The 26,030-nt window shown below is 42.8% G+C and carries 18 protein-coding genes and 2 pseudogenes; 19 read left to right on the top strand and 1 reads right to left on the bottom strand.

Annotation, left to right across the window (positions count from 1 at the left end):
- Positions 1 to 94 precede the first annotated feature (94 nt).
- The 16 genes and pseudogenes from CXF80_RS08915 (at position 95) to CXF80_RS20755 (ending at position 21,588) form a co-directional block, all read left to right on the top strand.
- A complete protein-coding gene (locus CXF80_RS08915) occupies positions 95 to 1,636 on the top strand; it encodes a M17 family metallopeptidase (RefSeq protein ID WP_101032537.1) in 1,542 nt (513 codons plus the stop codon).
- A 950-nt stretch (positions 1,637 to 2,586) separates the two neighbouring features.
- Positions 2,587 to 3,876 carry an NCS2 family permease gene (locus tag CXF80_RS08910; protein WP_101032536.1) on the top strand — a complete coding sequence of 430 codons (1,290 nt, stop codon included), beginning with the start codon at positions 2,587 to 2,589 and terminating at the stop codon, positions 3,874 to 3,876.
- Positions 3,877 to 4,169: 293 nt separating this feature from the next.
- Positions 4,170 to 5,279 carry a glutamate 5-kinase gene (gene proB / locus CXF80_RS08905; RefSeq protein WP_101032535.1) on the top strand — a complete coding sequence of 370 codons (1,110 nt, stop codon included), beginning with the start codon at positions 4,170 to 4,172 and terminating at the stop codon, positions 5,277 to 5,279.
- 10 nt (positions 5,280 to 5,289) lie between these two features.
- Positions 5,290 to 6,564: a glutamate-5-semialdehyde dehydrogenase gene (locus CXF80_RS08900; protein WP_101032534.1), complete on the top strand. Its 1,275-nt coding sequence runs from the start codon at positions 5,290 to 5,292 to the stop codon at positions 6,562 to 6,564.
- Between the two features lie 747 nt (positions 6,565 to 7,311).
- Positions 7,312 to 9,228, top strand: coding sequence for a molecular chaperone DnaK (gene dnaK / locus CXF80_RS08895; protein ID WP_101032533.1), 1,917 nt, complete (start codon positions 7,312 to 7,314; stop codon positions 9,226 to 9,228).
- A gap of 111 nt (positions 9,229 to 9,339) precedes the next feature.
- The gene (gene dnaJ, locus CXF80_RS08890) at positions 9,340 to 10,467 is read left to right on the top strand and encodes a molecular chaperone DnaJ (protein WP_101032532.1); all 1,128 of its coding nucleotides are present in this window, start codon (positions 9,340 to 9,342) and stop codon (positions 10,465 to 10,467) included.
- Between the two features lie 136 nt (positions 10,468 to 10,603).
- On the top strand, positions 10,604 to 11,842 hold the full coding sequence (locus CXF80_RS08885) for a DEAD/DEAH box helicase (RefSeq protein ID WP_101032531.1): 1,239 nt from the start codon (positions 10,604 to 10,606) through the stop codon (positions 11,840 to 11,842).
- Positions 11,843 to 12,011: 169 nt separating this feature from the next.
- Positions 12,012 to 12,818, top strand: coding sequence for a M48 family metallopeptidase (locus tag CXF80_RS08880; protein WP_101032530.1), 807 nt, complete (start codon positions 12,012 to 12,014; stop codon positions 12,816 to 12,818).
- A gap of 78 nt (positions 12,819 to 12,896) precedes the next feature.
- On the top strand, positions 12,897 to 13,514 hold the full coding sequence (locus CXF80_RS08875; RefSeq protein ID WP_101032529.1) for an FKBP-type peptidyl-prolyl cis-trans isomerase: 618 nt from the start codon (positions 12,897 to 12,899) through the stop codon (positions 13,512 to 13,514).
- A gap of 83 nt (positions 13,515 to 13,597) precedes the next feature.
- A complete protein-coding gene (dapB, locus tag CXF80_RS08870; protein ID WP_101032528.1) occupies positions 13,598 to 14,410 on the top strand; it encodes a 4-hydroxy-tetrahydrodipicolinate reductase in 813 nt (270 codons plus the stop codon).
- Between the two features lie 189 nt (positions 14,411 to 14,599).
- Positions 14,600 to 15,757 (top strand): glutamine-hydrolyzing carbamoyl-phosphate synthase small subunit, encoded by a 1,158-nt coding sequence (carA, locus tag CXF80_RS08865; RefSeq protein ID WP_101032527.1) that lies wholly within the window; start codon positions 14,600 to 14,602, stop codon positions 15,755 to 15,757.
- Positions 15,758 to 15,780: 23 nt separating this feature from the next.
- Positions 15,781 to 19,002, top strand: coding sequence for a carbamoyl-phosphate synthase large subunit (gene carB, locus CXF80_RS08860; RefSeq protein WP_101032526.1), 3,222 nt, complete (start codon positions 15,781 to 15,783; stop codon positions 19,000 to 19,002).
- 228 nt (positions 19,003 to 19,230) lie between these two features.
- Positions 19,231 to 19,707, top strand: a complete 477-nt coding sequence (gene greA, locus CXF80_RS08855) for a transcription elongation factor GreA (RefSeq protein ID WP_101032525.1) — start codon at positions 19,231 to 19,233, stop codon at positions 19,705 to 19,707.
- A 435-nt stretch (positions 19,708 to 20,142) separates the two neighbouring features.
- The gene (locus tag CXF80_RS20095; protein WP_157822202.1) at positions 20,143 to 20,409 is read left to right on the top strand and encodes a hypothetical protein; all 267 of its coding nucleotides are present in this window, start codon (positions 20,143 to 20,145) and stop codon (positions 20,407 to 20,409) included.
- Positions 20,410 to 20,946: 537 nt separating this feature from the next.
- Positions 20,947 to 21,048: pseudogene (locus tag CXF80_RS20670) on the top strand (hypothetical protein); the annotation flags it as partial.
- A gap of 259 nt (positions 21,049 to 21,307) precedes the next feature.
- Positions 21,308 to 21,588: pseudogene (locus CXF80_RS20755) on the top strand (hypothetical protein).
- Between the two features lie 276 nt (positions 21,589 to 21,864).
- Here CXF80_RS20755 and yhbY read toward each other — a convergent pair.
- Positions 21,865 to 22,164, bottom strand: a complete 300-nt coding sequence (yhbY, locus tag CXF80_RS08845; RefSeq protein WP_101032524.1) for a ribosome assembly RNA-binding protein YhbY — start codon at positions 22,162 to 22,164, stop codon at positions 21,865 to 21,867.
- A gap of 90 nt (positions 22,165 to 22,254) precedes the next feature.
- Here yhbY and rlmE point away from each other — a divergent pair, with 90 nt between their 5' ends.
- From rlmE to folP, 3 genes are all read left to right on the top strand, one after another.
- Positions 22,255 to 22,884, top strand: coding sequence for a 23S rRNA (uridine(2552)-2'-O)-methyltransferase RlmE (gene rlmE / locus CXF80_RS08840; RefSeq protein ID WP_101032523.1), 630 nt, complete (start codon positions 22,255 to 22,257; stop codon positions 22,882 to 22,884).
- Between the two features lie 45 nt (positions 22,885 to 22,929).
- Entirely contained in the window at positions 22,930 to 24,900 is a 1,971-nt protein-coding gene (gene ftsH, locus CXF80_RS08835) for an ATP-dependent zinc metalloprotease FtsH (RefSeq protein WP_101032522.1), read from the top strand.
- Positions 24,901 to 24,969: 69 nt separating this feature from the next.
- Positions 24,970 to 25,803, top strand: a complete 834-nt coding sequence (gene folP / locus CXF80_RS08830; protein ID WP_101032521.1) for a dihydropteroate synthase — start codon at positions 24,970 to 24,972, stop codon at positions 25,801 to 25,803.
- The last annotated feature ends 227 nt before the right edge of the window (positions 25,804 to 26,030 follow it).

The following is a 26,030-nucleotide window of genomic DNA, read 5'->3' as shown; positions in this document are numbered from 1 at the left end:
TGCGACATCAATTTGCCAAGGTTTAGTCCACAAAACCTGTAAATAATTATGAACCCATCAATCTACCGGTATACCAATTGATTAAGGATTTTTTATGAACCAAGCAAACAAAGCTGTTACTGCATTTCAAGTCCCCATTATTGATGTCGCCAGTGATGAAGCCATTTTTGAAGGTGAAGGTTGGGATGCGGTAGTCGTCGTCGCGACAAGTTTGGCTGAGATTAAGCAAGATGAAATCAGTTTACTGGCGGCGCACGCCAGTCAAATCGATATGCGTGTCGGTAAAAGTGCAACACTATTATTTGCACCTGGCTTAGCTGGCGGTCGCTTGATTATCTCGCCCGTGACCGATAGCGTTAACGAGTACAGCGATGTCAGAATTTTTGCTAAAGCCGCCCGAGAAGGTATTGCCATTGCCAAAGCAGCGGGAGCCATTAAACCTTTGTTAGTGGTCCCTGCCGTGAGCGATAAACGTTTTGTCTATGCAGAACAAGTTGCAGCATTGGCGTGTGGGCAAGAGCTATGGCAACCCTTAGAGGCGCGAGAAGCAAAGTCATTACTACCAAGTTTAGAGGCTATCGGATTATTGAATACATCAGCACACAGTATATTACTTAATGCTGCGGAGTCCGGGCGAGTGTTGGCACGCGATCTCTGCGGTACAGAGCCTGAGCGGATGTCCGCTATTGGGTTTGCACAATATTGTATTGATGCTTTTGCTGATAGCGGTTTAGCTGTGTCTGTGATTGATCAAGTGGAGCAGTTGATGGCGCAATATCCCCTATTGAGTGCGGTTGGCAGAAGTTCATTTGGGGTTGAACGTCATCATCCTCGAGTGGTAAAGCTTGAATATGTTGGCGAAGGAACAATAACAAAAACGTTATTCTTTGCGGGCAAAGGGGTGATTTACGATACTGGCGGGGCTGACATTAAAGTGGCCGGTTCTATGGCAGGTATGAGTCGGGATAAAGGCGGTGCCGCTGCTGTCGCCGGATTAATGAAAGCATTGTCGATACTTAAACCCAAAGGTATCAAAGTGGTTGCAGAGCTTGGGTTGGTTAGAAATAGTATCGGCAGTGATGCGTTTGTCACCGATGAAATTATTACTAGCCATGCGGGTGTACGAGTTCGCATAGGTAATACTGATGCCGAAGGCCGTTTAGTGTTAGCTGACTTGTTATCACATTTGCGTATACAGGCACAAACAGCTGTGAATCCACAATTATTTTCGTTGGCAACATTAACCGGCCACGTCGTGCGCGCGTACGGTGGTTATCCGGCATTAGTTGAAAATAGCGCCGCTAAACAGCAAGGCGTTGGCGCATTATTAGCAGACGTGGGTGAATTATGGGGTGAGCCGTTCGAGGTCTCGCGCTTACGAACTGAGGATTTTGACAAGGTTGCCGATAAAAATGGCGTTGCCGATGTGGTGTCTTCTAATAATGGACCGTCTTCAATTACGGCTCGCGGACATCAATATCCTGCAGCATTCTTAATAAAAGCCTCTGGACTAATGCAAACAACACTGGCATTCACTCATATTGATATCGCTGGCAGTGCTGTTGAGGGCGATCCTCTCTATGGTAAGCCAACGGCAAGCCCTTTGGTTGCTTTATTACATTTGTCTAAGTTGTGATAATAACCATGTAAGCATCTAATAGTATAGGTTTTAATATAAATAAAACATGCTATTTACAATATAATCACATAATTATAATCCGGGTTTAATGTAATAAAGTCACTTATTATGCGTTTTTTGTGAATTAAAGCCGATAATACTTGTAATTTAATTACAGTTCAGTATAATTCATCGGGTCGACAAGCATTGTGGTTGTCGGCTCTAGTTAATCCAGGATGGATATAGCCTCCAAGGATCTGAGTGACAAGTTGTCTCAATGGATTTGAGAAATGTACGTTCCAGGGAATCGAGCCAAGCTTTACTAGGTTTATGCAACTTTACATTATTCAGGAGAAGACCATGTCTTATACAGGTAACAGCAAATTTTATTGGCAAAACACTTGGTTTGCTGATGTAACCGTTTTACGTGGCGGTATATTCGCCATGAAACGTTAAGAATTGACCCTCTTTACGTCGTTTTAATATTCATCAACCTTTTGTTCGTCTTGTTTGACGGTTTTAGACTGGGTGGTAAATTAATTTATTGCCTCATCATGTTAAGTGATGCTAGTTTTCCTCTCCCCATATGGGATGCTTGTAACATGTCTGCCTACTCTATTGAGTAGGCTTTTTTTTGTCCCAATTTTGGTGTGATAATTTAGTTGTAGTGATTTGGGAGCGATTCAGTGTCAGCGGCATTGATTTAGGATGTTATTAGCTGAATTGTCGCAGTTTCGTGCGCTATATAAAAAACTGAAATCTTTCAGGGAAAAGGCTATTTATAGCTATCAAGGTCGTAAGTACTTATAATTCCCCCGCATTAAAGTAAGCCCTCTGTAAAGATGTCGACGTAGTGACAATGTTAAGCGGTATATGGCTTACCGCATCCTCATCTGTAGCTAATAACACTATTAAAACTATTAACGCTATTAATTCAATTTTAACCTTTGCCCAAGGAACCGCGTTCCATGTTAGAAAAATTATTTAAACTTAAACAGAACAACACAAGTCTTAAGCAAGAGGCTGTGGCCGGACTTACTACCTTTTTAACAATGGCCTACATCATTTTTGTCAACCCTATGATGCTTGCTGATGCCGGGATGGACCATGGTGCGGTATTTGTTGCAACATGTTTAGCCGCAGCGATTGGTTGTTTAGTCATGGGTTTATTGGCAAATTATCCTATTGCATTAGCCCCCGGTATGGGACTGAATGCCTTTTTTACTTACACGGTTGTAGGGGAAATGGGTTATAGCTGGGAAACCGCACTTGGCGCTGTGTTTATGTCTGGGGTGTGCTTCTTGATTTTATCCTTAGTCAGAATTCGTGAATGGATTGTCAATAGTATTCCTATGTCGTTGCGTTTTGGTATTGCGGCCGGTATTGGGTTGTTTTTAGCGTTAATAGGCTTAAAAAATGCTGGGATTGTGATAGCAAGTCCGGCAACGTTAGTGACCATGGGGGATATTACTTCGTTTCCTGCTGTGATGGCTGCGTTAAGTTTTTTCTTGATTATTGCCATGGTTCATCGCGGTCTAAAGGCCGCGGTTATTTTCAGTATTCTGATCGTGACGATTTTAGGCATCTTTTTTGGTGATGTGCAGTATCAAGGGTTAATGGCTATGCCACCGTCTATCGCACCGACATTTATGAAAATGGACCTGTCGAGTGTATTAGAAGTGAGTATGCTATCTGTGGTGTTTGCCTTTTTGTTTGTCGATCTATTTGACACATCAGGCACCCTAATTGCTGTTGCACAACGTGGTGGATTACTTGATGAAAAAGGGCGTTTACCTCGTGTAAAACGTGCTTTAACCGCCGATAGCGTTGCCACCATTACCGGTGCAGCATTGGGTACATCAACCACCACGAGCTACATTGAAAGTATTGCTGGGGTGAGTGCCGGCGGCCGTACAGGTTTAACCGCAGTAGTCGTTGGATTGTTATTTATAGCGTCATTATTTTTTTCACCCTTAGCAGCTATGGTGCCAGCTTATGCGACAACAGGAACATTGTTTTATGTTGCTATCTTAATGATGTCGGGGTTAGTGAATGTTGATTGGGACGATATAACTGAAGCGGCTCCTGTAGTAGTCACTTGCTTATTAATGCCGTTAACCTTTTCTATTGCCAATGCTATTGGTCTTGGGTTTATTTCTTATGCGGTGATCAAATTGCTGACAGGGCGTTTTAAAGATTTAAATTCAGGTATTCTAGTGGTGGCGGCATTGTTTATTGCCAAGTTTATTTATGGTTAACGGGCATCCCATGAATATGGGCAAACGGTAATAAATTGGCGAAGGCCAATAAAAAAAGGGCTAATAGCCCTTTTTTTGTTTTTCTAATAAGGCGTATTGACGCATCAATAGCCGGCCTATTGCAAGTCAATGCAATGCAGTTAGCGGGGCAAAGAACTGTTTGATAACCGTTTATTATCCCGAGCCGAGGTTAATCTAGATAAATAATCTACTATTAGCGGCTTTTACTATGAATTATCGAGTGAATTAGGTATAAAAATGGACTGAATGTTTTGGTAAATTGAGTAAAACAAATGGGTTATCGCCGCGTAGTAGTTAAGTTGGGTACCAGTGTGCTGACATCTGGCAGTAAGAAGCTTGATAGAGCACATATGGTTGAATTAGCCAGGCAAATGGCTTCGCTTATGCGTTCAGGCATTGAGGTGGTTTTGTGTACATCGGGTGCTATTGCTGCTGGGCGAGAGCATTTACATTATCCGGTGTTGCCCGATACGATGGCGAACAAACAGTTACTTGCTGCTGTGGGTCAAGGTCAGTTAATTTTGGCGTGGTCACAATTATTCAGTATTTATGGTTTACAAGTTGGCCAACTATTATTAACCCGTGCAGATTTACAAGATCGCGAACGTTACCTTAATGCCCGCGACACCTTAAATGCATTATTAGCGCATAATATTATCCCTATTATTAACGAAAATGATGCCGTCGCAACCAATGAGATTAAAGTCGGTGATAATGATAATTTGTCTGCGCGGGCCGCACTGCTCTGTGATGCTGACTTACTCATCTTACTCACTGATCAAAAAGGCTTATTTGATGCCGATCCTCGCACTCATCCTAATGCGCAATTGATTAAACAAGTCGTCAATATTGATGACAGTTTACGTTTACTGGCTGGCGGCTCTGTTTCCGGACTTGGCACCGGCGGGATGGCAACTAAACTAGAAGCGGCCGATGTGGCGCGCCGTGCGGGCATCGAAGTCGTGATAGCGTCTGGACATCACCCTGATGTGATTGCCAAAGTGGCTGCTAGGGAGTCGGTTGGCACTCATTTTAGTGCGATAGAAAACCCATTAGAGAGTCGTAAACAATGGATCCTTGCTGGCCCCGCATCACAAGGGAAATTAATTGTTGATGCTGGCGCCTCTGTCGCGGTGGTTGCTAATGGTCGCAGCTTATTATCAAAAGGTATTGTTGATATTGAAGGTCATTTTGAGCGTGGTGCGACCTTACTCATTGTTAATCAAACAGGCAAGATTTTGGCTAAAGGAATTAGTCGATATTGTGCCAATGATCTAACCAAAATTAGCGGTAAACACTCTGATGAGATAGAAAGTTTACTAGGCTATAACTACGGTGATGCAGTGGTTCATCGCAATGATATGGTCATACTTGATAATTAAGGATAAGCAGATGTCAGCCTCAGAAACAGAATATTTAACCCAATTAGGGCAACGCGCTAAGGCAGCAAGTTTTATCTTAGCGAGTTTAACCGCTAAACAAAAATCGGTATTATTAATGACAATTGCCGATCGCTTAGCACTGCGTAAAAATGATATTTTACAAGCGAATGCGCAAGATGTTGCCGCGGCGAAACAAAATGGTTTAACTGAAGCCATGATAGACAGATTGATGCTTGATGAGGGGCGCTTGGGCGCTATTATTACCGACATTGATAATGTTATCGCACTGGCTGATCCTATCGGCAAAGAAGCTGAAAGTCGGGTATTAGATAACGGCTTACGATTAACTCGTCGCAGTGTGCCATTAGGTGTGGTGGGGGTTATTTATGAGGCTCGCCCAAATGTCACTGTGGATATAGCCGTGTTAGCATTAAAAACCGGTAATGCAGTGATTTTGCGTGGCGGTAAAGAAACCTTAACCACAAATAAAGTATTAAGTGACGTGATCCGTGATGCGCTTGTTAGCGAAGACTTGCCTAAAGATGCTGTACAGCTAATCGATTCACCAGAGCGTAGTCTTGTTAGCGGCTTACTTAGACTCGACAAATATGTGGATATGATTATTCCTCGCGGTGGCCATAATCTGCAGCGATTGTGTGCTGAGCAGTCGAGTATTCCGGTGATTTTAGGTGGCATTGGTATTTGTCATTTATTTGTCGATAAGCAAGCCGATTTAGTGCGCGCCATCGAGGTGATTGCCAACGCTAAGGTTCAGCGCCCTACTGTGTGTAATGCACTGGATACTTTGTTAGTACATCAACACGTTGCTGCCGAGTTTATTCCCAATATAGCATCACATTTGCACTCGTTGGGCGTTCGTTTCCATGCTTGTGCAAGCTCCTTACCTTATCTTGAGGGGTTAGGTTTTGAGGTGACACCGGCACATGATGAGTCATTCTCAACCGAGTGGTTATCGCTCACATTAGGGATCAAAATCGTCAATCATATTGACGAAGCTGTGGCGCATATTCGTCAATATTCTACTGGGCATTCTGAGGCCATTTTAACCGATAACATTCATACGGCGAGTGACTTTATGAACCGAGTTGATTCAGCGGCTGTGTATGTTAATGCCAGTACTCGTTTTACTGATGGTTCACAGTTTGGCCTTGGCGCCGAAGTGGCCGTGAGTACGCAGAAGCTGCATGCCCGAGGTCCGATGGGGTTAGATGCACTGACCACGTATAAGTGGCTAGCTTGGGGGGATTATACCAGTAGACAATAACCGGTGTTGTTTGTGTTGCTTATGACAATAAAGGCCTAGAGGCTAGAGCGCTTCGCTGCTAGGACGCTACGCGGCTAGATTCTATAAAATCAACAGCCTATCCGCATAGCGGCATAGGATCTTAGCAGCGAAGCTGTCCCTAGCAGGACGCAGTCCGCTCTAGAAGCGCAGCGACACTAGAACCTAGTATCTAATTCATAAATCCAAGCGATAAAACCAAGCGATAATACCGGTGTTAAAAGTACCCTAGCGCTAATATTGTCGGTTGAGGATTAAATTGCTAAAACGGCAGAATAATTAACAACGCCATTATTAAGGTTAATACTGCGACCAACCTCCGTTGTAACGAGCTAAAAAAACGAATGCACTAAAAGGCGGTCGCCACTGTCGACCATAATAATACCGTGCCTAAATCATATCAGTACCCGATTGGGCTGACCTCACGGTTGTTGCTTTCACTATTATGGTCACTTAAGCCGCCAATGCCATTGATAAATAATATCCCTTTACTTACTTAGCTTGGCGCTATAACGATATCTGCAATTGATGATAAATTTTAGATGATAAATTTTTACTTATCCCCTTGTAATTCACTTTGTTGTCCCAATATAGGTATCAAGGCTGATATGAGTGGTCAATTATGAATCTCAAGTTAAGTAACAAAATGCTTGAAATACTTGCTGATCATCCCCATATCAACATCAAATAACATATTAGCGACGAATAACGTCAATTCCGGAGGACCCCATGGGCAAAATTATTGGTATCGATTTAGGCACAACAAACTCGTGTGTTGCAGTCCTTGATGGCGGCAAAGCACGCGTAATAGAGAACGCAGAGGGTGAGCGTACAACCCCATCAATCATCGCTTATACCGAAGATGAAATTATTGTTGGCCAACCTGCCAAGCGTCAAGCGGTAACCAACCCAACAAACACCTTTTTCGCCATTAAGCGTTTAATTGGACGTCGTTTTAAAGATGACGAAGTTCAACGTGATGTGAACATCATGCCATTCAAAATTATCGGAGCTGATAATGGTGATGCATGGGTTGAGTCACGTGGAAATAAAATGGCACCACCACAAGTTTCAGCTGAAATCTTGAAAAAGATGAAAAAAACAGCAGAAGACTTTTTAGGTGAAGAAGTAACCGAAGCGGTTATTACTGTTCCTGCTTACTTTAACGATTCACAACGTCAAGCAACGAAAGATGCTGGTCGTATCGCAGGTCTTGATGTTAAACGTATCATCAACGAGCCTACTGCTGCTGCACTTGCATACGGTATCGATAAGAAGCAAGGCGATAACGTTGTTGCAGTATACGACTTAGGTGGTGGTACATTCGATATCTCTATCATCGAAATCGACAGCAATGATGGCGATCAAACATTTGAAGTGTTAGCAACCAATGGTGACACTCACTTAGGTGGTGAAGACTTTGATAACCGTTTGATTAACTATTTAGCCGATGAGTTCAAAAAAGACCAAGGTTTAGATCTACGTCGCGATCCACTTGCTATGCAGCGTTTGAAAGAAGCGGCTGAAAAAGCAAAAATCGAACTTTCAAGCACTAACCACACTGAAGTCAACTTACCTTACATCACAGCCGATGCAACAGGTCCTAAGCACTTAGTGGTTAAAATTACTCGTGCCAAGTTAGAGTCATTGGTTGAAGACTTGATTCAACGTACTCTAGAGCCGTTAAAAGTTGCCTTAGCTGATGCTGATTTATCAATTTCAGACATCAATGAAGTGATTCTTGTTGGTGGTCAGACTCGTATGCCTAAAGTACAAGAAGCGGTCACTAACTTCTTCGGCAAAGAGCCACGTAAAGACGTTAATCCAGATGAAGCGGTTGCCGTTGGCGCAGCCATTCAAGCTGGCGTACTTTCTGGTGAAGTGAAAGACGTACTTCTACTTGACGTTACACCGCTATCTCTTGGTATTGAAACCATGGGCAGTGTGATGACTAAGCTTATCGAGAAGAACACCACTATCCCGACTAAAGCTCAGCAAGTATTCTCAACCGCTGATGACAACCAAAGTGCCGTGACTATTCACGTACTTCAAGGTGAGCGTAAGCAATCAAGTGCGAACAAGTCATTAGGTCAATTCAACCTTGAAGGTATTGAGCCAGCACCACGTGGCCAACCACAAGTTGAAGTGATGTTCGACATCGATGCTGATGGTATCTTACATGTGTCTGCAACAGACAAGAAAACAGGTAAGAAACAAAACATCACCATTAAAGCCTCTTCAGGTTTGTCTGATGAAGAAGTTGAACAAATGGTACGTGACGCAGAAGCCCATGCTGATGAAGATGCGAAATTTGAAGAGTTAGTTCATGCGCGTAACCAAGCCGATGGCTTAGCTCATTCAACTAAAAAACAAGTTGAAGAAGCCGGTGATGCGTTAGCTAGCGACGAAAAAGAAAAGATTGAAGCGGCAATCGCCACTTTAGAAACGGCCATTAAAGGCAAAGATAAAGAAGCCATTGATACCGCGACTCAAGGTCTGATCGAAGCGTCTGCTAAGCTAATGGAAATTGCTCAAGCTAAAGCTCAAGGTGATGCAGAAGGTCAAGCGCAAGATGCTGGCCAAGATAAGCCTGCTGATGATGTTGTTGATGCTGAGTTCGAAGAAGTTAAAGAAGACAAAAAGTAATTAGCAATTTCAGTTAGTTACCATTAAAGCGGGCGTTGGGGCTATCCTCAAACGCCCGTTTGTATAAATTAAGTTTATCAAATTACTCACACCTTCGAGAAACTGAACACTATGTCAAAGCGTGATTATTACGAAGTTCTAGGTGTTGGACGAGACACCAGTGAACGCGAAATTAAAAAAGCGTACAAACGCTTAGCGATGAAATTTCACCCTGACCGTAATCCGGGTGACAAAGCCGCAGAAGCCAGCTTTAAAGAAATTAAAGAAGCGTACGAAATTTTAACCGACAGCGACAAGAAAGCGGCTTATGATCAATTTGGTCATGCAGGTGTCGATCCTAATCGTGGTGGACACGGTGGTGGCCAAGGTGATTTTGGCGATATCTTCGGTGATGTTTTCGGCGATATTTTTGGTGGTGGCCGCCGAGGTGGTCAACGTCAAGCTGCACGAGGCAGTGATTTACGTTACAACCTTGAATTGTCTTTGGAAGAAGCCGTACGAGGATTGACCAAAGAGCTGCGAATTCCGACATTAGCCGCGTGTGATTTATGTGACGGTAGTGGTGCCAAAAAAGGTACCTCGGCAAGCACCTGTGGTACTTGTCATGGCCAAGGCCAAGTACAAATGCGCCAAGGCTTTTTTGCTGTTCAGCAAGCCTGTCCTACTTGTCATGGTCGCGGTAAAATCATTAAAGATCCTTGTGGCAAATGTCATGGTGAAGGCCGTGTTGAACAAAGTAAGACACTGTCAGTTAAAATTCCAGCCGGTGTTGATACGGGTGACCGCATTCGTTTGACCAGTGAAGGTGAAGCGGGCGAGTTTGGCGCTCCTCCTGGTGATTTATATGTTCAGGTCAGTGTACGTGAACACGCTATCTTTACCCGCGATGCCAACAATCTATACTGTGAAGTGCCTATTTCATTTAGTAAAGCGGCATTAGGCGGCGAGATTGAAGTACCAACCTTAGATGGTAAAGTTAGTCTTAAGATCCCAACAGAAACTCAAACTGGGCGTATGTTCCGTTTACGCGGTAAAGGGGTCAAGTCAGTTCGCAGCCATGCAGTAGGCGACTTGTTGTGCAAAGTCGTAATGGAAACACCTGTTAATCTGAATGACACGCAAAAAGAGTTACTGCGTGAGTTTGAAGCGACATTAACCGGTGAATCAAAAAAACATAGCCCAAAAGCAGAAGGTTTTTTTGATGGGGTTAAAAGTTTTTTTCAAGACTTAAATAGCTAATAGCACTATTTTATCTCGTACGACGATTAAGGTTGTTTACCTCAAGGGTAAGCAACCTTTTTATTTATAGTGAGTTATTTTACTTCTGCAACCGTCCTCAGTAGACTTCGTCCATTGTTCACTTAGTGATAATCCCATGCCTTTTTCAACCTTAGCGTTATATCCTGCTTTACTGTCTGCATTACCGGCAAGGCTCCACGAGCCGACTCGTATTCAAACTCTGGCTATTCCAGCTATTTTGGCCGGAAAAGATGTACTAGCCTTGGCGCAGACTGGAAGTGGCAAAACCTATGCTTATGGACTCCCTTTATTGCAGACTGTTAATGCCCAGGTTAATGCCGATATAACGGCAATACAGGCTTTAGTCATTGTGCCAACCAGAGAGCTGGCTTCACAGGTGCATGATACTCTTAACCCTATAGCAATGGCGCTAGATATCACAATGGATTTGCTTTGCGGAGGAGAATTACAATCGTTACAAGTTGATCGTTTACACAAGCCTGCAGACATTATAGTGGCTACACCGGGGCGGTTATTGGAATTGACCCAGCAGAAAATAGTGGATTTGAGCTCAGTAAAACGATTAGTGCTTGATGAAGCCGATCGTTTACTCGATATGGGATTTATAGCCGATATCACCAAGCTATTAGCGCTAATGCCAAACAGACAGACATTATTATTTTCAGCAACATTTCCAGAGCCATTAGTGCAATTAACCCAGCAAGTCTTGTCCAAAAACTGCCAAAGAATTGAAGCAAACGTCCTGAATAGCGCCGTGGATGAAATTGAGCAACAATTGTATTTAGTCAATAAAGGCAGCAAGGCACAAGCCTTGATTAATTTGATTAATCAACATCAATGGTCGCAAGTTTTAGTGTTTATTAATGCTAAAGATGATGCTGATTCATTAACCAAAAAGCTACTCAAAGCCGGAATTTCATCTGCCGCGCTTCACGGCGATAAAGATCAAACATTACGCCGACAGACATTGGCTGATTTTAAAGCCCAAAAAGTGAGTGTATTAGTGGCAACGGATTTACTCGCTCGTGGGATCGATATTGAAGCGTTACCTGTGGTGATAAACGCTAACTTACCCAATAGTGCTCCTGTATATGTCCATCGAATAGGCCGTACTGCCCGAGCGGGGTTGCAAGGTGTTGCAATATCCTTGGTGAGCCATAGTGAAATGGAAAGCTTAAATGCCATTCGTGCGTTGACACAAAAGGCATTACCTTTGCAGGCATTAGTGGGTTTTCCGGTGACTGATAAACCGAGCGACTCAAGCAGTAAACGTCCGCCTCGCGACAAACAAGCTAATCGACGCACAACCAACAAACGCAGTATTCGTGACTTTACACCCCATAAAAAGACCTAATTGATTTAATTGATACTCAGTAATCTAGTCTCGACTGCCACTCATAACGACATTGTCATTTGGCAATTACACGTTTGCCCAGTAAAATGAGTCATCGCTTATCCATAATCAATGACTATAATTATTTTACTGACCACTATGGCAAGTGAATAGTATAAGGATTTACCAGATGAAACCGTTAGTACTCAGTATGTTGTTGACTTCTTTATTAGTTGGCTGTGTGAATAATCAATCGCCGACAGGTCGAGGGCAAACCTTGCTTTTTTCTGATACGCAGATGCAGCAGATGGGCGCTCAGTCGTTTGAGACCATGAAGAAAAGTGAAAAAATAAGTCAAAACCAAGCGCAAACCCACTATGTAAACTGTGTTGCTAAGCGTATTACGGCAGTATTACCCGTTCAGTCGCAACAATGGGACGTAGTATTATTTGAATCAGATCAAGTGAATGCATTTGCATTGCCCGGCGGTCACATTGGCGTATATAGTGGATTATTAAACGTCGCGGTTAACCAAGATCAGCTTGCTACTGTTATGGGACATGAAGTGGCCCATGTATTAGCCCAACATAGTAACGAGCAAGTGTCTCGTGCCCAGCTAACTGGGCTGGGTATGCAGGCTGCGGATGCTGCTATTGGGGCATCGGGAGTTGCCAATAAAGATCTGTATATGGCCGGACTTGGGTTAGGGGCTAAAGTGGGGATTATTTTACCCTTTGGTCGCAGCCAAGAATCAGAAGCTGATATCGTCGGTCTTGAGTTAATGGCTAAAGCGGGCTTTAATCCTAACCAAAGTATTACCTTGTGGCAAAACATGGCCAAAGCGGGTGGTGCGCAAGGGCCAGAGCTGTTGTCGACGCATCCGTCACACAGTCATCGCATTGAAGACTTGCAAGCGGCACAAAATCAAGTGATGCCGCTTTATACACAGGCAAGGAAACAGTCTTTGACTGAGTGTAAAATGGCTCACGTTAAATAGCGTTTTTTGCCAACATTGACGCAGTTAATTGTGATAAACTCTGGTGCGAATTTTTTATGTTTATTGAGAGAAATTATTATGTCAGATTTGTTCAGCACAATGGAACAGCATGCTAGCTACGGTGTAGGTCGTCAAATGGGCGAGCAACTAGCAGCAAACTCTTTTGAAGGTATTGATATCCCTGCCGTCCAGGCTGGTCTTGCTGATGCATTTGCCGGTAAAGAAAGCGCAGTATCAATGGAAGAGCTTCAAGTTGCATTTACTGAAATTAGTCGTCGTTTACAAGAAGAGCAAGAAGCTGCTGCAGAAGAAGCTGCTGCTGAAGGTGAGGCATTCTTAACTGAAAACGCAAATCGTGATGATATTACGGTAACTGAGTCTGGCCTTCAATACGAAGTGCTTGTACAAGGTGACGGCGAAAAACCAACTTACGATTCAACTGTTCGTACTCACTACCATGGTACTTTTATCAGTGGTGATGTGTTCGACAGCTCTGTTGCTCGTGACCAGCCTGCTGAGTTTCCAGTATCTGGCGTGATTGCCGGTTGGACTGAAGCATTACAGTTAATGCCTATTGGCACTAAGCTTAAATTATATGTTCCGCATCACTTAGCTTACGGTGAGCGCGGCGCGGGTGCATCAATCCCGCCTTACTCAGCTTTGGTATTCGAAATTGAGTTGTTAGAAATTATCTAGTTATTAAAAACGCCTAAGTTAACTTAGGCGTTTTTGTATATGCTGTTTTTGTGTTTACCTTTAGTTAAAACTGGGAGAAATAAATGACTGCAAAAGTGAGAATTGCTGTAGTTGGTGCCAGTGGCCGTATGGGCCGTACACTGATTGAATCTGCTAAACAGCAAGAAGTCATAGTACTTGGCGCTGCTATTGAGCGTACCGGGTCAAGTCTAATTGGTGTTGATGCTGGTGAACTCGCCGGTGTCGGCGCAATGAATGTTGCCATTACCGATTCACTTGATAGTGTTGTTAATGACTTTGACGTACTGATCGATTTTACCTCACCAGAATCTTCAATTATTTATCTTGATTGGTGTGCGAAAAATCACAAAGCAATCGTGATCGGTACCACAGGCTTTAATCATGCTCAAAAAACGCTAATTGGTGCCTATTCAGAACAAGTACCCGTGGTGTTAGCGCCTAATATGTCTGTTGGTGTGAATGTGATGTGGAAATTGCTCGCACTGACGACAGAAGTCATGGGTGATTATACCGATATCGAAATAATCGAAGCCCATCATCGGCATAAAAAAGATGCCCCGTCAGGTACCGCGCTTAAAATGGGTGAAATTATAGCCCAAACATTGGGTCGTGATTTAGAGCAATGTGCGGTATTTGGACGTGAAGGTATTACCGGTGAACGCGAACGTAATACCATTGGTTTTGCAACGGTTCGTGCTGGTGACATTGTGGGTGAACACACCGCTATGTTCGCTGATATGGGCGAACGGTTGGAAATAACCCATAAAGCAACGAGTAGGATGACCTTTGCTAATGGGGCGATGAGGGCGGCTTTTTGGCTCTCAGATCAAAATGCAGGTCTGTATGACATGCAGCAAGTATTAGGATTGAACTAGATAATAAAAACACCACTCGTTGGTGTTTTTTTTTGAAAACAATCCGACAAAATATAGACGTAAAAGTTAATTTCTTATAGACTCGCTAGAATTTGTCAAAATTTCGTAATGTAACGAAAATTGATATCTTAATGCAAAATAAAAATAGTGCAAAATAAAAACACCTAATTTAAGTGGCTTGGCTCTTTTCTGGAGGTCGCGTTGACACAGTCTGCCTTACTCGTACTCGAAGATGGAACCGTATTCTCTGGCACCGCAATTGGTGCTACAGGTATATCTGTTGGTGAAGTGGTATTTAATACTTCAATGACAGGTTACCAAGAGATCCTTACGGATCCTTCATATTCACGCCAAATAGTAACATTAACCTATCCTCACATCGGTAACACAGGTACTAATGATGAAGACACAGAATCGGATTCGGTTCATGCATGTGGCTTAATTATTCGTGACTTACCGCTTATGGCGAGTAATTTCCGCAACCAACAATCATTAAGCGATTATTTAAAAGCGAATAATGTGGTTGGTATTGCTGATATTGATACTCGCAAGCTCACTCGAATTTTGCGTGAAAAAGGCGCTCAAGCCGGTTGTATTATGGTCGGCGACCTAGATGAAGCGAAAGCTCTGGTAGCCGCGAAAGCGTTCCCAGGGCTAAAAGGCATGGATTTAGCCAAAGAAGTGACCACCGATAAAGCGTATACATGGCGCAAGGGTAGCTGGAAATTAGTCGGTGGTTTACCGTCTGAAACACCAGAAGCGGAACTCAAATATAAAATTGTCGCGTACGATTACGGTGTAAAACGTAATATTTTGCGTATGTTGGTTGACCGTGGTTGTGATGTGACTGTAGTACCCGCGCAAACCTCTGCTGCCGATGTACTTGCGATGAACCCAGATGGGGTGTTCCTATCAAACGGACCTGGCGATCCTGAGCCTTGTGACTACGCCATTACAGCGATTCAACAAATATTAACAACAGAGATCCCTGTATTTGGCATTTGTCTAGGTCACCAATTATTAGCGCTTGCCTCTGGTGCTAAAACCTTAAAAATGAAATTTGGTCACCATGGTGCAAACCATCCAGTGAGCAATCTTAAAAATGGCAGCGTGATGATCACCAGTCAAAACCACGGTTTTGCTGCGGATGAAACCACGTTACCGGCTAACATTAAGGTGACTCACAAGTCATTATTTGATGGTTCATTACAAGGTATTCATCTATCTGACAAGCCTGCATTTAGTTTTCAGGGTCACCCTGAAGCGAGTCCAGGCCCAACCGATGCCGCGCCACTGTTCGATCATTTTATCGAGCTCATTGAACAATACCGTCAGCACGCTAAGTAGTTATCTGGGAGAAGACAGAAGCAATGCCAAAACGTACAGATATAAAAAGTATTCTTATCCTAGGTGCCGGTCCAATTGTTATTGGTCAGGCGTGTGAGTTTGATTATTCAGGTGCGCAAGCCTGTAAAGCGCTTCGTGAAGAAGGCTATCGTGTCATTTTGGTCAACTCTAATCCTGCGACCATTATGACCGACCCTGAAATGGCCGATGCAACGTATATCGAACCAATACATTGGGAAGTGGTACGCAACATCATTGCCAAGGAGCGTCCTGATGCAATTCTACCGACTATGGGTGGACAAACTGCACTGAACTGCGCCCTTCAGCTTGAAGCAAAAGGAGTGCTAAAAGAGTTTAATGTTGAAATGATTGGTGCGACAGCGGATGCGATTGATAAAGCTGAAGACCGTAGTCGTTTCGACAAAGCGATGAAATCTATTGGGTTAGATTGTCCTCGTGCTGGGATCGCGCATAACATGGATGAAGCTTATGGCGTATTAGATATGGTGGGCTTTCCCTGTATCATTCGTCCGTCTTTCACCATGGGTGGTAGCGGCGGGGGGATTGCTTACAACAAAGAAGAGTTTGAAGAGATTTGTTCTCAAGGCTTAGACTTGTCGCCAACTAACGAATTATTGATTGATGAATCATTAATTGGTTGGAAAGAATATGAGATGGAAGTGGTTCGTGACCGCAACGATAACTGTATTATCGTCTGTGCTATCGAAAACTTTGACCCAATGGGTGTTCACACCGGTGACTCAATTACCGTTGCGCCAGCACAAACCCTTACCGACAAAGAATATCAATTAATGCGAAACGCTTCTTTAGCCGTATTGCGTGAAATTGGTGTTGAAACCGGTGGTTCAAACGTACAGTTTGGTATTTGTCCTGATACGGGCCGTATGGTCATTATTGAGATGAATCCACGCGTATCTCGTTCATCTGCATTAGCCTCTAAAGCGACTGGTTTCCCGATTGCTAAAATCGCTGCAAAACTGGCTGTCGGTTACACATTAGACGAGCTAAGTAACGACATTACTGGTGGTAAAACACCCGCATCGTTCGAGCCTGCTATCGACTACGTTGTCACCAAAATACCGCGTTTTAATTTTGAAAAGTTTGCTGGTGCAAATGACCGCCTAACGACGCAAATGAAGTCTGTGGGTGAAGTAATGGCGATTGGCCGTACTTTCCAAGAGTCATTGCAAAAAGCCTTACGCGGCCTTGAAGTGGGTCGTAACGGTTTTGATTCGGTTGTTGATTTACAATCACCCGAAGCTATGCAACGTATTCGTCATGAATTAAAAGAGCCAGGTTGTGATCGTATTTGGTACATCGCTGATGCATTCCGTGCAGGGTTAAGTCGTGACGATATCTTCACATTGACTAATATTGACCATTGGTTCTTGGTTCAAATCGAAGATTTGATTACCCAAGAAGCGAAAGTCGCTGAACTTGGTATGTCAGGTTTAGAGAAAAACTACTTACGCCAATTAAAGCGTAAAGGTTTCTCTGATGCGCGTTTAGCCGATGTATTAGGTGTCAATGAAAGTGAAATTCGTAAATTACGTCATCGCGATGGAATTCACCCAGTTTATAAGCGTGTAGATACTTGTGCTGCTGAATTTTCAACTGATACAGCTTACATGTATTCAACCTATGAAGAAGAGTGTGAAGCTAACCCATCGAACCGTGAAAAAATCATGATTCTGGGTGGTGGACCGAATCGTATCGGACAAGGTATTGAGTTCGATTACTGTTGTGTCCATGCGGCATTAGCATTACGCGAAGACGGTTATGAAACCATCATGGTTAACTGTAACCCTGAAACGGTATCAACCGACTACGACACATCTGATCGCTTGTACTTTGAGCCTGTAACGTTAGAAGATGTGCTCGAAATCGTGCGTATCGAAAAGCCAAAAGGCGTAATCGTACAATACGGTGGTCAAACCCCGCTTAAACTCGCGCGAGAATTAGAAGCCGCAGGCGTACCGATTATCGGTACCAGTCCTGATGCGATTGACCGTGCAGAAGACCGTGAACGCTTCCAACAAGCGATTCAACGTTTAAACATGAAGCAGCCTGAAAATGCGACCGTGACGACGGTTGAAAGTGCGGTGATTGAAGCTGAAATTATCGGTTATCCGCTGGTAGTTCGTCCATCTTATGTGTTGGGCGGCCGTGCGATGGAAATCGTCTACGACAAGCAAGATTTACTGCGCTACTTTAATGAAGCGGTTAAAGTCTCTAATGCATCACCAGTATTACTTGATCACTTCTTAGATGATGCCATTGAAGTGGATATAGATGCTGTATGTGACGGTGAAACTGTAGTGGTTGGCGCCATTATGGAGCACATTGAACAAGCAGGGGTTCACTCTGGTGACTCAGGTTGTTCATTACCACCTTATACCTTAAGTGCTGATGTTCAGGCGAGAATGCGTGACCAAGTCTCTAAATTGGCTTTTGAGTTAGGCGTAATCGGCTTAATGAACGTGCAGTTTGCGGTAAAAGATAACGAAATCTACATGATTGAAGTTAATCCACGTGCAGCCCGTACCGTCCCGTTTGTGTCTAAAGCAACGGGGGTGCCGTTAGCTAAAATCGCCGCTCGTGTCATGGTTGGCCAAAGCCTGATTTCACAAAACGTTATCAAAGAAGTGATCCCACCTTACTTCTCTGTCAAAGAAGTGGTATTGCCGTTTAATAAGTTCCCTGGTGTCGATCCGTTGTTAGGCCCTGAAATGCGATCAACTGGTGAAGTGATGGGCGTTGGCGATACTTTTGCTGAAGCGTATGCAAAAGCACAACTGGGTGCCACATCTGAAGTGCCTAAGTCTGGTCGTGCGTTATTATCTGTGCGTAATAGTGATAAAAAACGTGTTGCTGATTTAGCCTCTAAGTTGATTGAGCTAGGTTATCAAATTGATGCCACCCATGGTACCGCCATTATCTTGGGTGAAGCGGGGATTAATCCCCGTTTAGTTAACAAGGTACATGAAGGTCGTCCACACATTCTTGATCGTATTAAGAATGGTGAATATACCTACATTGTTAACACCACAGAAGGTCGTCAAGCCATTGAAGACTCTCGCCAGATCCGCCGTGGAGCATTGCGCTATAAGGTAAATTACACTACGACATTAAATGCAGCTTTTGCGACGTGTTTAGCGCATGCTGCAGATGATCGTATCAAAGTGACCTCAGTGCAAGAGTTACACAAACGCATTAAAGGTTAACTTTATTGTGTGCTAATGATTAAGGTCGCCATTAGGCGACCTTTTTTATGACATTTTGGTGAAGCATGACTAGCAAGTCGGTAAAAGCTTAGGTAAGCTGTCTGCCATCATCTAAAAGATGCATCCAAGAGACGCATGCTAACTAGAATGCGTACTTCCAACTGAATTTTGACTGTGTTGATTTTGTCAGCACGGGATGCTTTTGTTTTTAAAGGAGACAAAGACATTATGAGTAAGGTCCCAATGACTGTAATTGGCGCAGATCAACTACGTAAAGAACTGGTAATATTAAAGTTCGATCGCCGTCCAAAAATTACCGAAGCGATTGCTTCTGCGCGTGAATTAGGTGATTTAAAAGAAAATGCAGAATACCATGCTGCCCGTGAAGATCAGGGGATTTGTGAAGCGCGTATTCGTGACATTGAAGGTAAATTATCTAATGCTCAAATTATTGATGTCACCACATTAGACAATACCGGCCGGATCATTTTTGGTACTACAGTGACTATTTTGAACTTGGATACGGATGCCGAAGTGACCTATCGTATTGTGGGTGATGACGAGGCAGAAATTAAACAAAATTTAATTTCTGTTAATTCACCGATTGCACGTGGATTAATTGGTAAAAGTGAAGGCGATGAAGTATCGATTACCACACCCGGTGGCTTGACTGATTATGAGATCGTTGCGGTTAAATATATTTAAGCCATGTGAGTCAGCTAGGGTAAATATTTTCTAACAATATGTTTTAATTGTTAAATTAAAAGATCCGGTTAAGCATTTATTTTATTTTATGCTAAATCCATTATCGATATAAATGATCACTAGCCTGACCTAGCACTAAATAGAATACTATTTAGTGCTTTTTTATATCTATTACAAACAGAGTGCATTCGATATAGACCAAAATAAATGTAAAAAAATTCATTTGCACATTAAAGGTGCAACAGATATTATCGCCTTGATTTACATTGCTGTTACATTTTATCGAGCAAAATACAACATTTTTTGAAACTTTCCGTTGACAGATCCCGTTGAAACATTGCTTTGAAATTATGTTTTATCTTCTATTTTAAATTATATTTCGACATTTTGATTTCAAATACTAGCAACTATGTCGTTTGATAAAATAAGGTCATTATGACGTTTCCATGGGCTCGTATACTACTCATGCTGGTAATTGTGGGGTTGTGTTCAATCTTTCTCATCAATAGCCATGTGTTGGTGTTAGCGTCGCTGCCATTTGCTACGTCTACTGGATACTCTTGCCGATATGATGTGGATATGGAGACAGATGGTCGTATTTGTCAACAGCCAATAAGTTTAACCTCCCTTGATATAATGCTGTCTTCAGTTCAGTTAGTCGATGGTTCAATTGATAGTCCAATTGATAGTGATGTGCGTTGACATAAACCAACAACTTTAAGTGACACGCTCATAGAGGTTAACAGTACATTATTGAGCTAGGTTAGGAACTATTACCAACAGGCTCTATTTTTGAGCAATCTAATCCAAATGATATTTATTATGTGGCCACTTATTCGGCACGTTATATCAGTAATGCTCAACGTCAATTAAATGAAACAAGTCCTAATGATGTATTGGCCTATGAATTTTTTCGCCGCCAATAGCGAGTTTAACCATAGGGTATCCAATTAACGTCAATCCACAATTGGACTGGATTTTGTCAACGACGTCGCCCCTTCAATACTTTCCGCCTAGAAAGATCTAATTTACTTTTCGTTCACGCTCACATCAGCTAACGATTTTCTGCATTGATTGAAAACGTCATTAGCTTTACTAATGAGCTTTACTGTAAATAGATGAGTTGGTTAAAACCGCTCATTACTGGCTATACATTTTTATCCAGGCTTAACTCACCTCGATTTAGTGAGATCAAATATTATGAAATCTAAATCGAAAACGCATTGATTAAATCATTATTCTCAGTGGAAATACTGGTTATTAATTAGCATATTAATCATCTTGTTTATGAGTGCATTAGCGTCTTGGTATGGTGAAGAGTCGCGGTACACTCACAATTAACCCGGCCCAATCACTGACAGTAGAGCAATTCCATCATGTGCTATATTAAACGGTGATCAACAGGTTACGCATCGAACAGCAACAAGATAATTTGATTGTGGCGAAAAATGGTGCCGATATTCTATTAAAAATAAACGTTTTGATCTCAAAACGGTATTAGCCGTATTAAATAATGTATTAACGTATTATACAGCAACGAGGTGGGGTCTTAAGTCGATCAATAATTGGTCGTCAAAGGTGGCTTGACTTGTCTTATCTAATGGCTATGCAGTGTATTATGAAATATTCAAGTTTCCGCTTTGAGTGGCGTACAGCTTCTTGTGCGTTATTGGCTCTGGTACGTGATGTGGTGTTTGTGTTGGCTTTTTTGCGTCAAGCCAAATGGAATCAAATTTAATCGTACTGGCGGCTATTTTAGCTATTTTTGCTTATTCGTTTAATGACTCTATTATCGAAGATAGGATGGGTAAATACTTATTACAAAGCCCTTGTGGGATGTGCAGGACATTAATAATGGTGCTATTAAGTCGACTTTTTTGAGCTCAATGGTGACATCAGAGACTACATTATAAACTGTATAAGCATTATTGATAATGGGTGGAGCACTATTGGAGGGGGTTTCAATCGCATTGTTTATTGGGATCGTTACAGGTACTTGGTCATTTTTTTTCAATTGATGCTAGCTTGCCTGAATTTTTAGGATTAAAGGCACAACATTATTAAGTCTTTCCTTTACCCAGCCATCCCGATTAATGATAATTCATCTCTAATAAAAAAGCCGCTGAATTCAGCGGCTTTTTATAAAAGAATGCGAGATTATTTGGCTTTAGGCAAAGCAATCTTCATTTCGGCAGACTGACGGAAAATGACTAAGACATGACCGATAAGTTGCACTTTCGCAGACTGGGTTTCACGTACAATGGCGTCAACGATGGCATTTTTGAGCTCTCTGTCGGCAGAGGCTACTTTTACTTTAATCAATTCATGATGTGTAAGCGCGCTATCAATTTCAGCCAGAACACCTTCAGTTAGTCCATTGCCACCAAGCAGCACCACTGGTTTTAAACTGTGCGCCAGACCTTTTAAATGCTGTTTTTGTTTGGTTGTTAAATTCATTTGTACCAACTTTTGCTGAGTTACTGTTGAAAAACGGGTATTCTACCCTTATATACACCTTATGTAACTCTGAATCGTTGCGGAATTTTAATGACAACAAAAAAACGTACGGCGAGCTCAAGTCGCTGGATGCAAGAACACTTTGATGATCACTATGTGAAATTAGCCCAGAAACGCGGTTTACGTTCACGAGCAGCATTTAAGTTAGAAGAGATCCAACAAAAAGATCACTTGATAAAACAGGGGATGACAGTTGTTGATTTAGGTGCAGCACCGGGTGGCTGGTCGCAAGTGGCCGTTAAACTTGCTGGTGACAAAGGTAAAGTCATTGCTTGTGATATTTTACCAATGGATCCGATTGTTGGTGTTGATTTCCTTCAAGGTGATTTTAGAGAAAACAAAGTACTAGAAGCATTGCTTGAGCGTGTAGGTCAAGATAAAGTGGATGTGGTACTATCAGATATGGCCCCGAACATGAGTGGTTCGGATGCTGTTGATCAACCTAAAGGTATGTATTTAGTTGAATTAGCGTTAGATATGTGTCATCAAGTGTTGACGCCCAACGGCTGTTTTGCTGTTAAAGTCTTTCAGGGGGAGGGCTTTGACGACTACATAAAAACAGTTAAACAGGCATTCAAAGTAGTAAAAACCCGTAAACCAGACTCCTCTAGAGCACGCTCTCGAGAAGTCTACTTAGTGGCGACTGGTTACAAGTTGTAGTAGTCTAACGTTAATAATCGCAGGACTGTTAAGAGGTCTAGTAAATTGAGTGACATGGCAAAAAATTTAATTCTCTGGGTTGTCATCGCTGTTGTACTGATGTCAGTGTTTCAGGGTTATTCCCCCTCTTCTTCGAATACGCAGAAGATGGATTATTCCGCCTTTTTGGACAATGTTCGAAATGGTCAAATTAACACGGTCGAAATAAAAAGCGACCAACGAACAATTGAAGGGACTAAACGTACCGGCGAAAAGTTCACCACTATTATGCCTATTGTTGACCAAGATTTAATTAATGATCTTGATCGCAAAGGTATCACCATGAAAGGCCAAGAGGCTGAAGAGTCAGGTTTTTTAACCCAAATCTTTATTTCATGGTTCCCGATGTTACTGTTGATTGGGGTGTGGATATTCTTCATGCGTCAAATGCAAGGCGGTGGTGGAAAAGGCGCAATGTCGTTTGGCAAAAGTAAAGCCAAACTGATGAGCGAAGACCAAATTAAAACCACCTTTGCTGATGTTGCTGGCTGTGATGAAGCAAAAGAAGAAGTGAAAGAACTGGTTGATTATTTACGTGACCCAACCAAGTTCCAAAAGCTAGGCGGTCGTATTCCTACTGGCGTGTTGATGGTAGGGCAACCAGGTACGGGTAAAACCTTGCTAGCTAAGGCGATTGCCGGTGAATCTAAGGTGCCATTCTTTACCATATCAGGTTCTGATTTTGTGGAAATGTTTGTTGGTGTCGGCGCATCCCGTGTGCGTGACATGTTCGAACAAGCTAAAAAATCTTCACCTTGTATCATTTTTATCGATGAAATCGATGCTGTAGGTCGCCAACGTGGTGCTGGTGTTGGTGGTGGTCACGATGAGCGTGAGCAGACGTTAAACCAACTGCTGGTTGAGATGGATGGTTTCGAAGGTAATGAAGGTGTTATCGTTATCGCGGCAACAAACCGCCCTGATGTTCTTGATGCTGCATTGCTTCGCCCAGGTCGATTTGACCGTCAAGTGGTTGTCGGCTTGCCTGATGTGCGTGGTCGTGAACAAATCCTTAAAGTGCATATGCGTAAAGTGCCTTTGTCAGACGATGTTAAAGCAAGCGTTATTGCTCGTGGTACGCCAGGATTCTCTGGTGCAGACTTAGCCAACCTTGTTAACGAAGCTGCGTTGTTTGCTGCTCGTGGTAATCGTCGTGTTGTTGGTATGGAAGAGTTCGAGCGTGCTAAAGATAAAATCATGATGGGTGCTGAGCGCCGTTCTATGGTGATGTCTGAAGCGGACAAAGAGATGACTGCTTATCATGAAGCTGGACATGCGATTGTAGGCTGCTTAGTACCAGAGCATGATCCTGTGCATAAAGTGACTATTATTCCGCGTGGACGTGCATTAGGCGTCACTTTCTTCCTACCGGAAGCCGATGCTGTTAGCCAAAGCCGTCGCAAACTTGAATCACAGATTTCAGTTGCCTATGGTGGACGTTTAGCTGAAGAGATTATTTACGGCACTGAAAAAGTGTCTACTGGAGCGTCGCAAGATATCAAATACGCGACGTCGATTGCCCGTAACATGGTTACCCAATGGGGCTTCTCCGATAAACTGGGTCCTTTACTCTATGCAGAAGAAGAAAACGAAGTTTTCTTAGGCCGCAGTATGGGTAAATCTAAGGCTATGTCGGGTGAGACTGCGACACTGATTGATTCAGAAACTAAAGTGTTTATTGATAAAAACTATCAACGGGCACAAACGTTACTAAACGACAATTTGGATATTTTACATGCGATGAAAGATGCGCTGATGAAATATGAAACGATTGATTCGTTGCAAATTGATGATTTGATGAAGCGACGTGAAGTGCGTATGCCTGCTGAATGGCAAAAAGATGAATCATCTGACGATAAAGATAATGGCAATAGCACGCCTAAATCTGAAGTTGAAACACCTGTCGATGAGGTTAAAGCCGATACTAGTGACGCTAAAACCGACACGAGTGAAACGGATGAATCACCAGCTAAATAAATAATTTAGTAAATAAAGAAAACCCCGCAAGGGGTTTTCTTGTTTTTAACCTTATGTAGGACAATACCTGTGTTTCAATTAACTCATGCCAATAAAACCCTCGACTTATCAGCACCTGTAGTGATGGGCATTGTAAACGTGACCCCTGATTCTTTTTCTGATGGCGGCGAATATATCGGACTTGAACAAGCCTGTCGCCATGTCGACGATATGGTGGAACAAGGTGCATTAATTATTGACGTGGGTGGAGAGTCAACTCGACCTGGTGCTGCTGAAGTCACTCTTGAGCAAGAGCTCGCCCGTGTTATTCCTATCATCGAATACACGGCTAAAACACACAATGTATGGATTTCAATCGATACCAGCAAACCTGAAGTGATGGAGCAGGCTGTGGATGCCGGTGCCAATATGATCAATGATGTGCGCGCATTACAAATGCCCGGTGCATTAGCCATGGCCGCTACGTTAGATGTGCCTATTTGCTTGATGCACATGCAAGGCGAGCCGCAAACCATGCAAGATGAACCTGAGTACCAGGATGTGATTGATGAGGTGGTTGCTTTTTTCGAATTGCGTATTGCTTACTGCGAAGCCGCCGGAATTGAGCGAGAACGCTTAATTCTCGATCCAGGTTTTGGCTTTGGCAAAACTTTAGCGCATAATTACCGCCTATTAGCGACATTACCAAGATTACATGAGTTTCACTTACCTTTATTGGTTGGTCTGTCGCGAAAAAGCATGATTGGTGACCTGTTAGCGCGCGATATCGATCAACGCCTTGCTGGTAGCCTTGCTGGGGCATTAATTGCTGCTCAACAAGGTGCGCATATTATACGAGTCCATGATGTTCCAGAAACTGTCGATGTACTTAACGTGATGTCAGAAACAATGGCTAACATATAGCGACATCGGCATGATAACGTTATAAGTAACCTCAGAATGGGATAATCAATGGTTATCAAACCGCTGTTTGTTCTGCTATCTGTGTTGCATTGACTTGCAATAGGCTAGCTATTGCAAGTTAAAGTGTCTTGTGAGCAAAAAATGGCAAGTTTGATATTAAATTGGTGAATAGTCTTATTGAAACTTACTTACCCTATCTCTTAACGTGAGATAAGGTTAAGTAGAGT

The sequence above is a fragment of the Shewanella sp. Actino-trap-3 genome (assembly GCF_002836275.1).
Lineage (GTDB): Bacteria > Pseudomonadota > Gammaproteobacteria > Enterobacterales > Shewanellaceae > Shewanella > Shewanella psychromarinicola.
The sequence above is the reverse complement of the archived record's forward strand: the minus strand, read 5'-3'. Positions and strand labels throughout refer to the sequence as shown.

What these genes read in the sequence shown, in the direction of transcription:
- CXF80_RS08915 (WP_101032537.1), top strand. Translation starts at nt 95, where the DNA reads ATGAACCAAGCAAACAAAGCTGTTACTGCATTTCAAGTCCCCATTATT.
- CXF80_RS08910 (WP_101032536.1), top strand. Translation starts at nt 2,587, where the DNA reads ATGTTAGAAAAATTATTTAAACTTAAACAGAACAACACAAGTCTTAAG.
- proB (WP_101032535.1), top strand. Translation starts at nt 4,170, where the DNA reads ATGGGTTATCGCCGCGTAGTAGTTAAGTTGGGTACCAGTGTGCTGACA.
- CXF80_RS08900 (WP_101032534.1), top strand. Translation starts at nt 5,290, where the DNA reads ATGTCAGCCTCAGAAACAGAATATTTAACCCAATTAGGGCAACGCGCT.
- dnaK (WP_101032533.1), top strand. Translation starts at nt 7,312, where the DNA reads ATGGGCAAAATTATTGGTATCGATTTAGGCACAACAAACTCGTGTGTT.
- dnaJ (WP_101032532.1), top strand. Translation starts at nt 9,340, where the DNA reads ATGTCAAAGCGTGATTATTACGAAGTTCTAGGTGTTGGACGAGACACC.
- CXF80_RS08885 (WP_101032531.1), top strand. Translation starts at nt 10,604, where the DNA reads ATGCCTTTTTCAACCTTAGCGTTATATCCTGCTTTACTGTCTGCATTA.
- CXF80_RS08880 (WP_101032530.1), top strand. Translation starts at nt 12,012, where the DNA reads ATGAAACCGTTAGTACTCAGTATGTTGTTGACTTCTTTATTAGTTGGC.
- CXF80_RS08875 (WP_101032529.1), top strand. Translation starts at nt 12,897, where the DNA reads ATGTCAGATTTGTTCAGCACAATGGAACAGCATGCTAGCTACGGTGTA.
- dapB (WP_101032528.1), top strand. Translation starts at nt 13,598, where the DNA reads ATGACTGCAAAAGTGAGAATTGCTGTAGTTGGTGCCAGTGGCCGTATG.
- carB (WP_101032526.1), top strand. Translation starts at nt 15,781, where the DNA reads ATGCCAAAACGTACAGATATAAAAAGTATTCTTATCCTAGGTGCCGGT.
- greA (WP_101032525.1), top strand. Translation starts at nt 19,231, where the DNA reads ATGAGTAAGGTCCCAATGACTGTAATTGGCGCAGATCAACTACGTAAA.
- CXF80_RS20095 (WP_157822202.1), top strand. Translation starts at nt 20,143, where the DNA reads ATGACGTTTCCATGGGCTCGTATACTACTCATGCTGGTAATTGTGGGG.
- yhbY (WP_101032524.1), bottom strand. Translation starts at nt 22,164, where the DNA reads ATGAATTTAACAACCAAACAAAAACAGCATTTAAAAGGTCTGGCGCAC.
- rlmE (WP_101032523.1), top strand. Translation starts at nt 22,255, where the DNA reads ATGACAACAAAAAAACGTACGGCGAGCTCAAGTCGCTGGATGCAAGAA.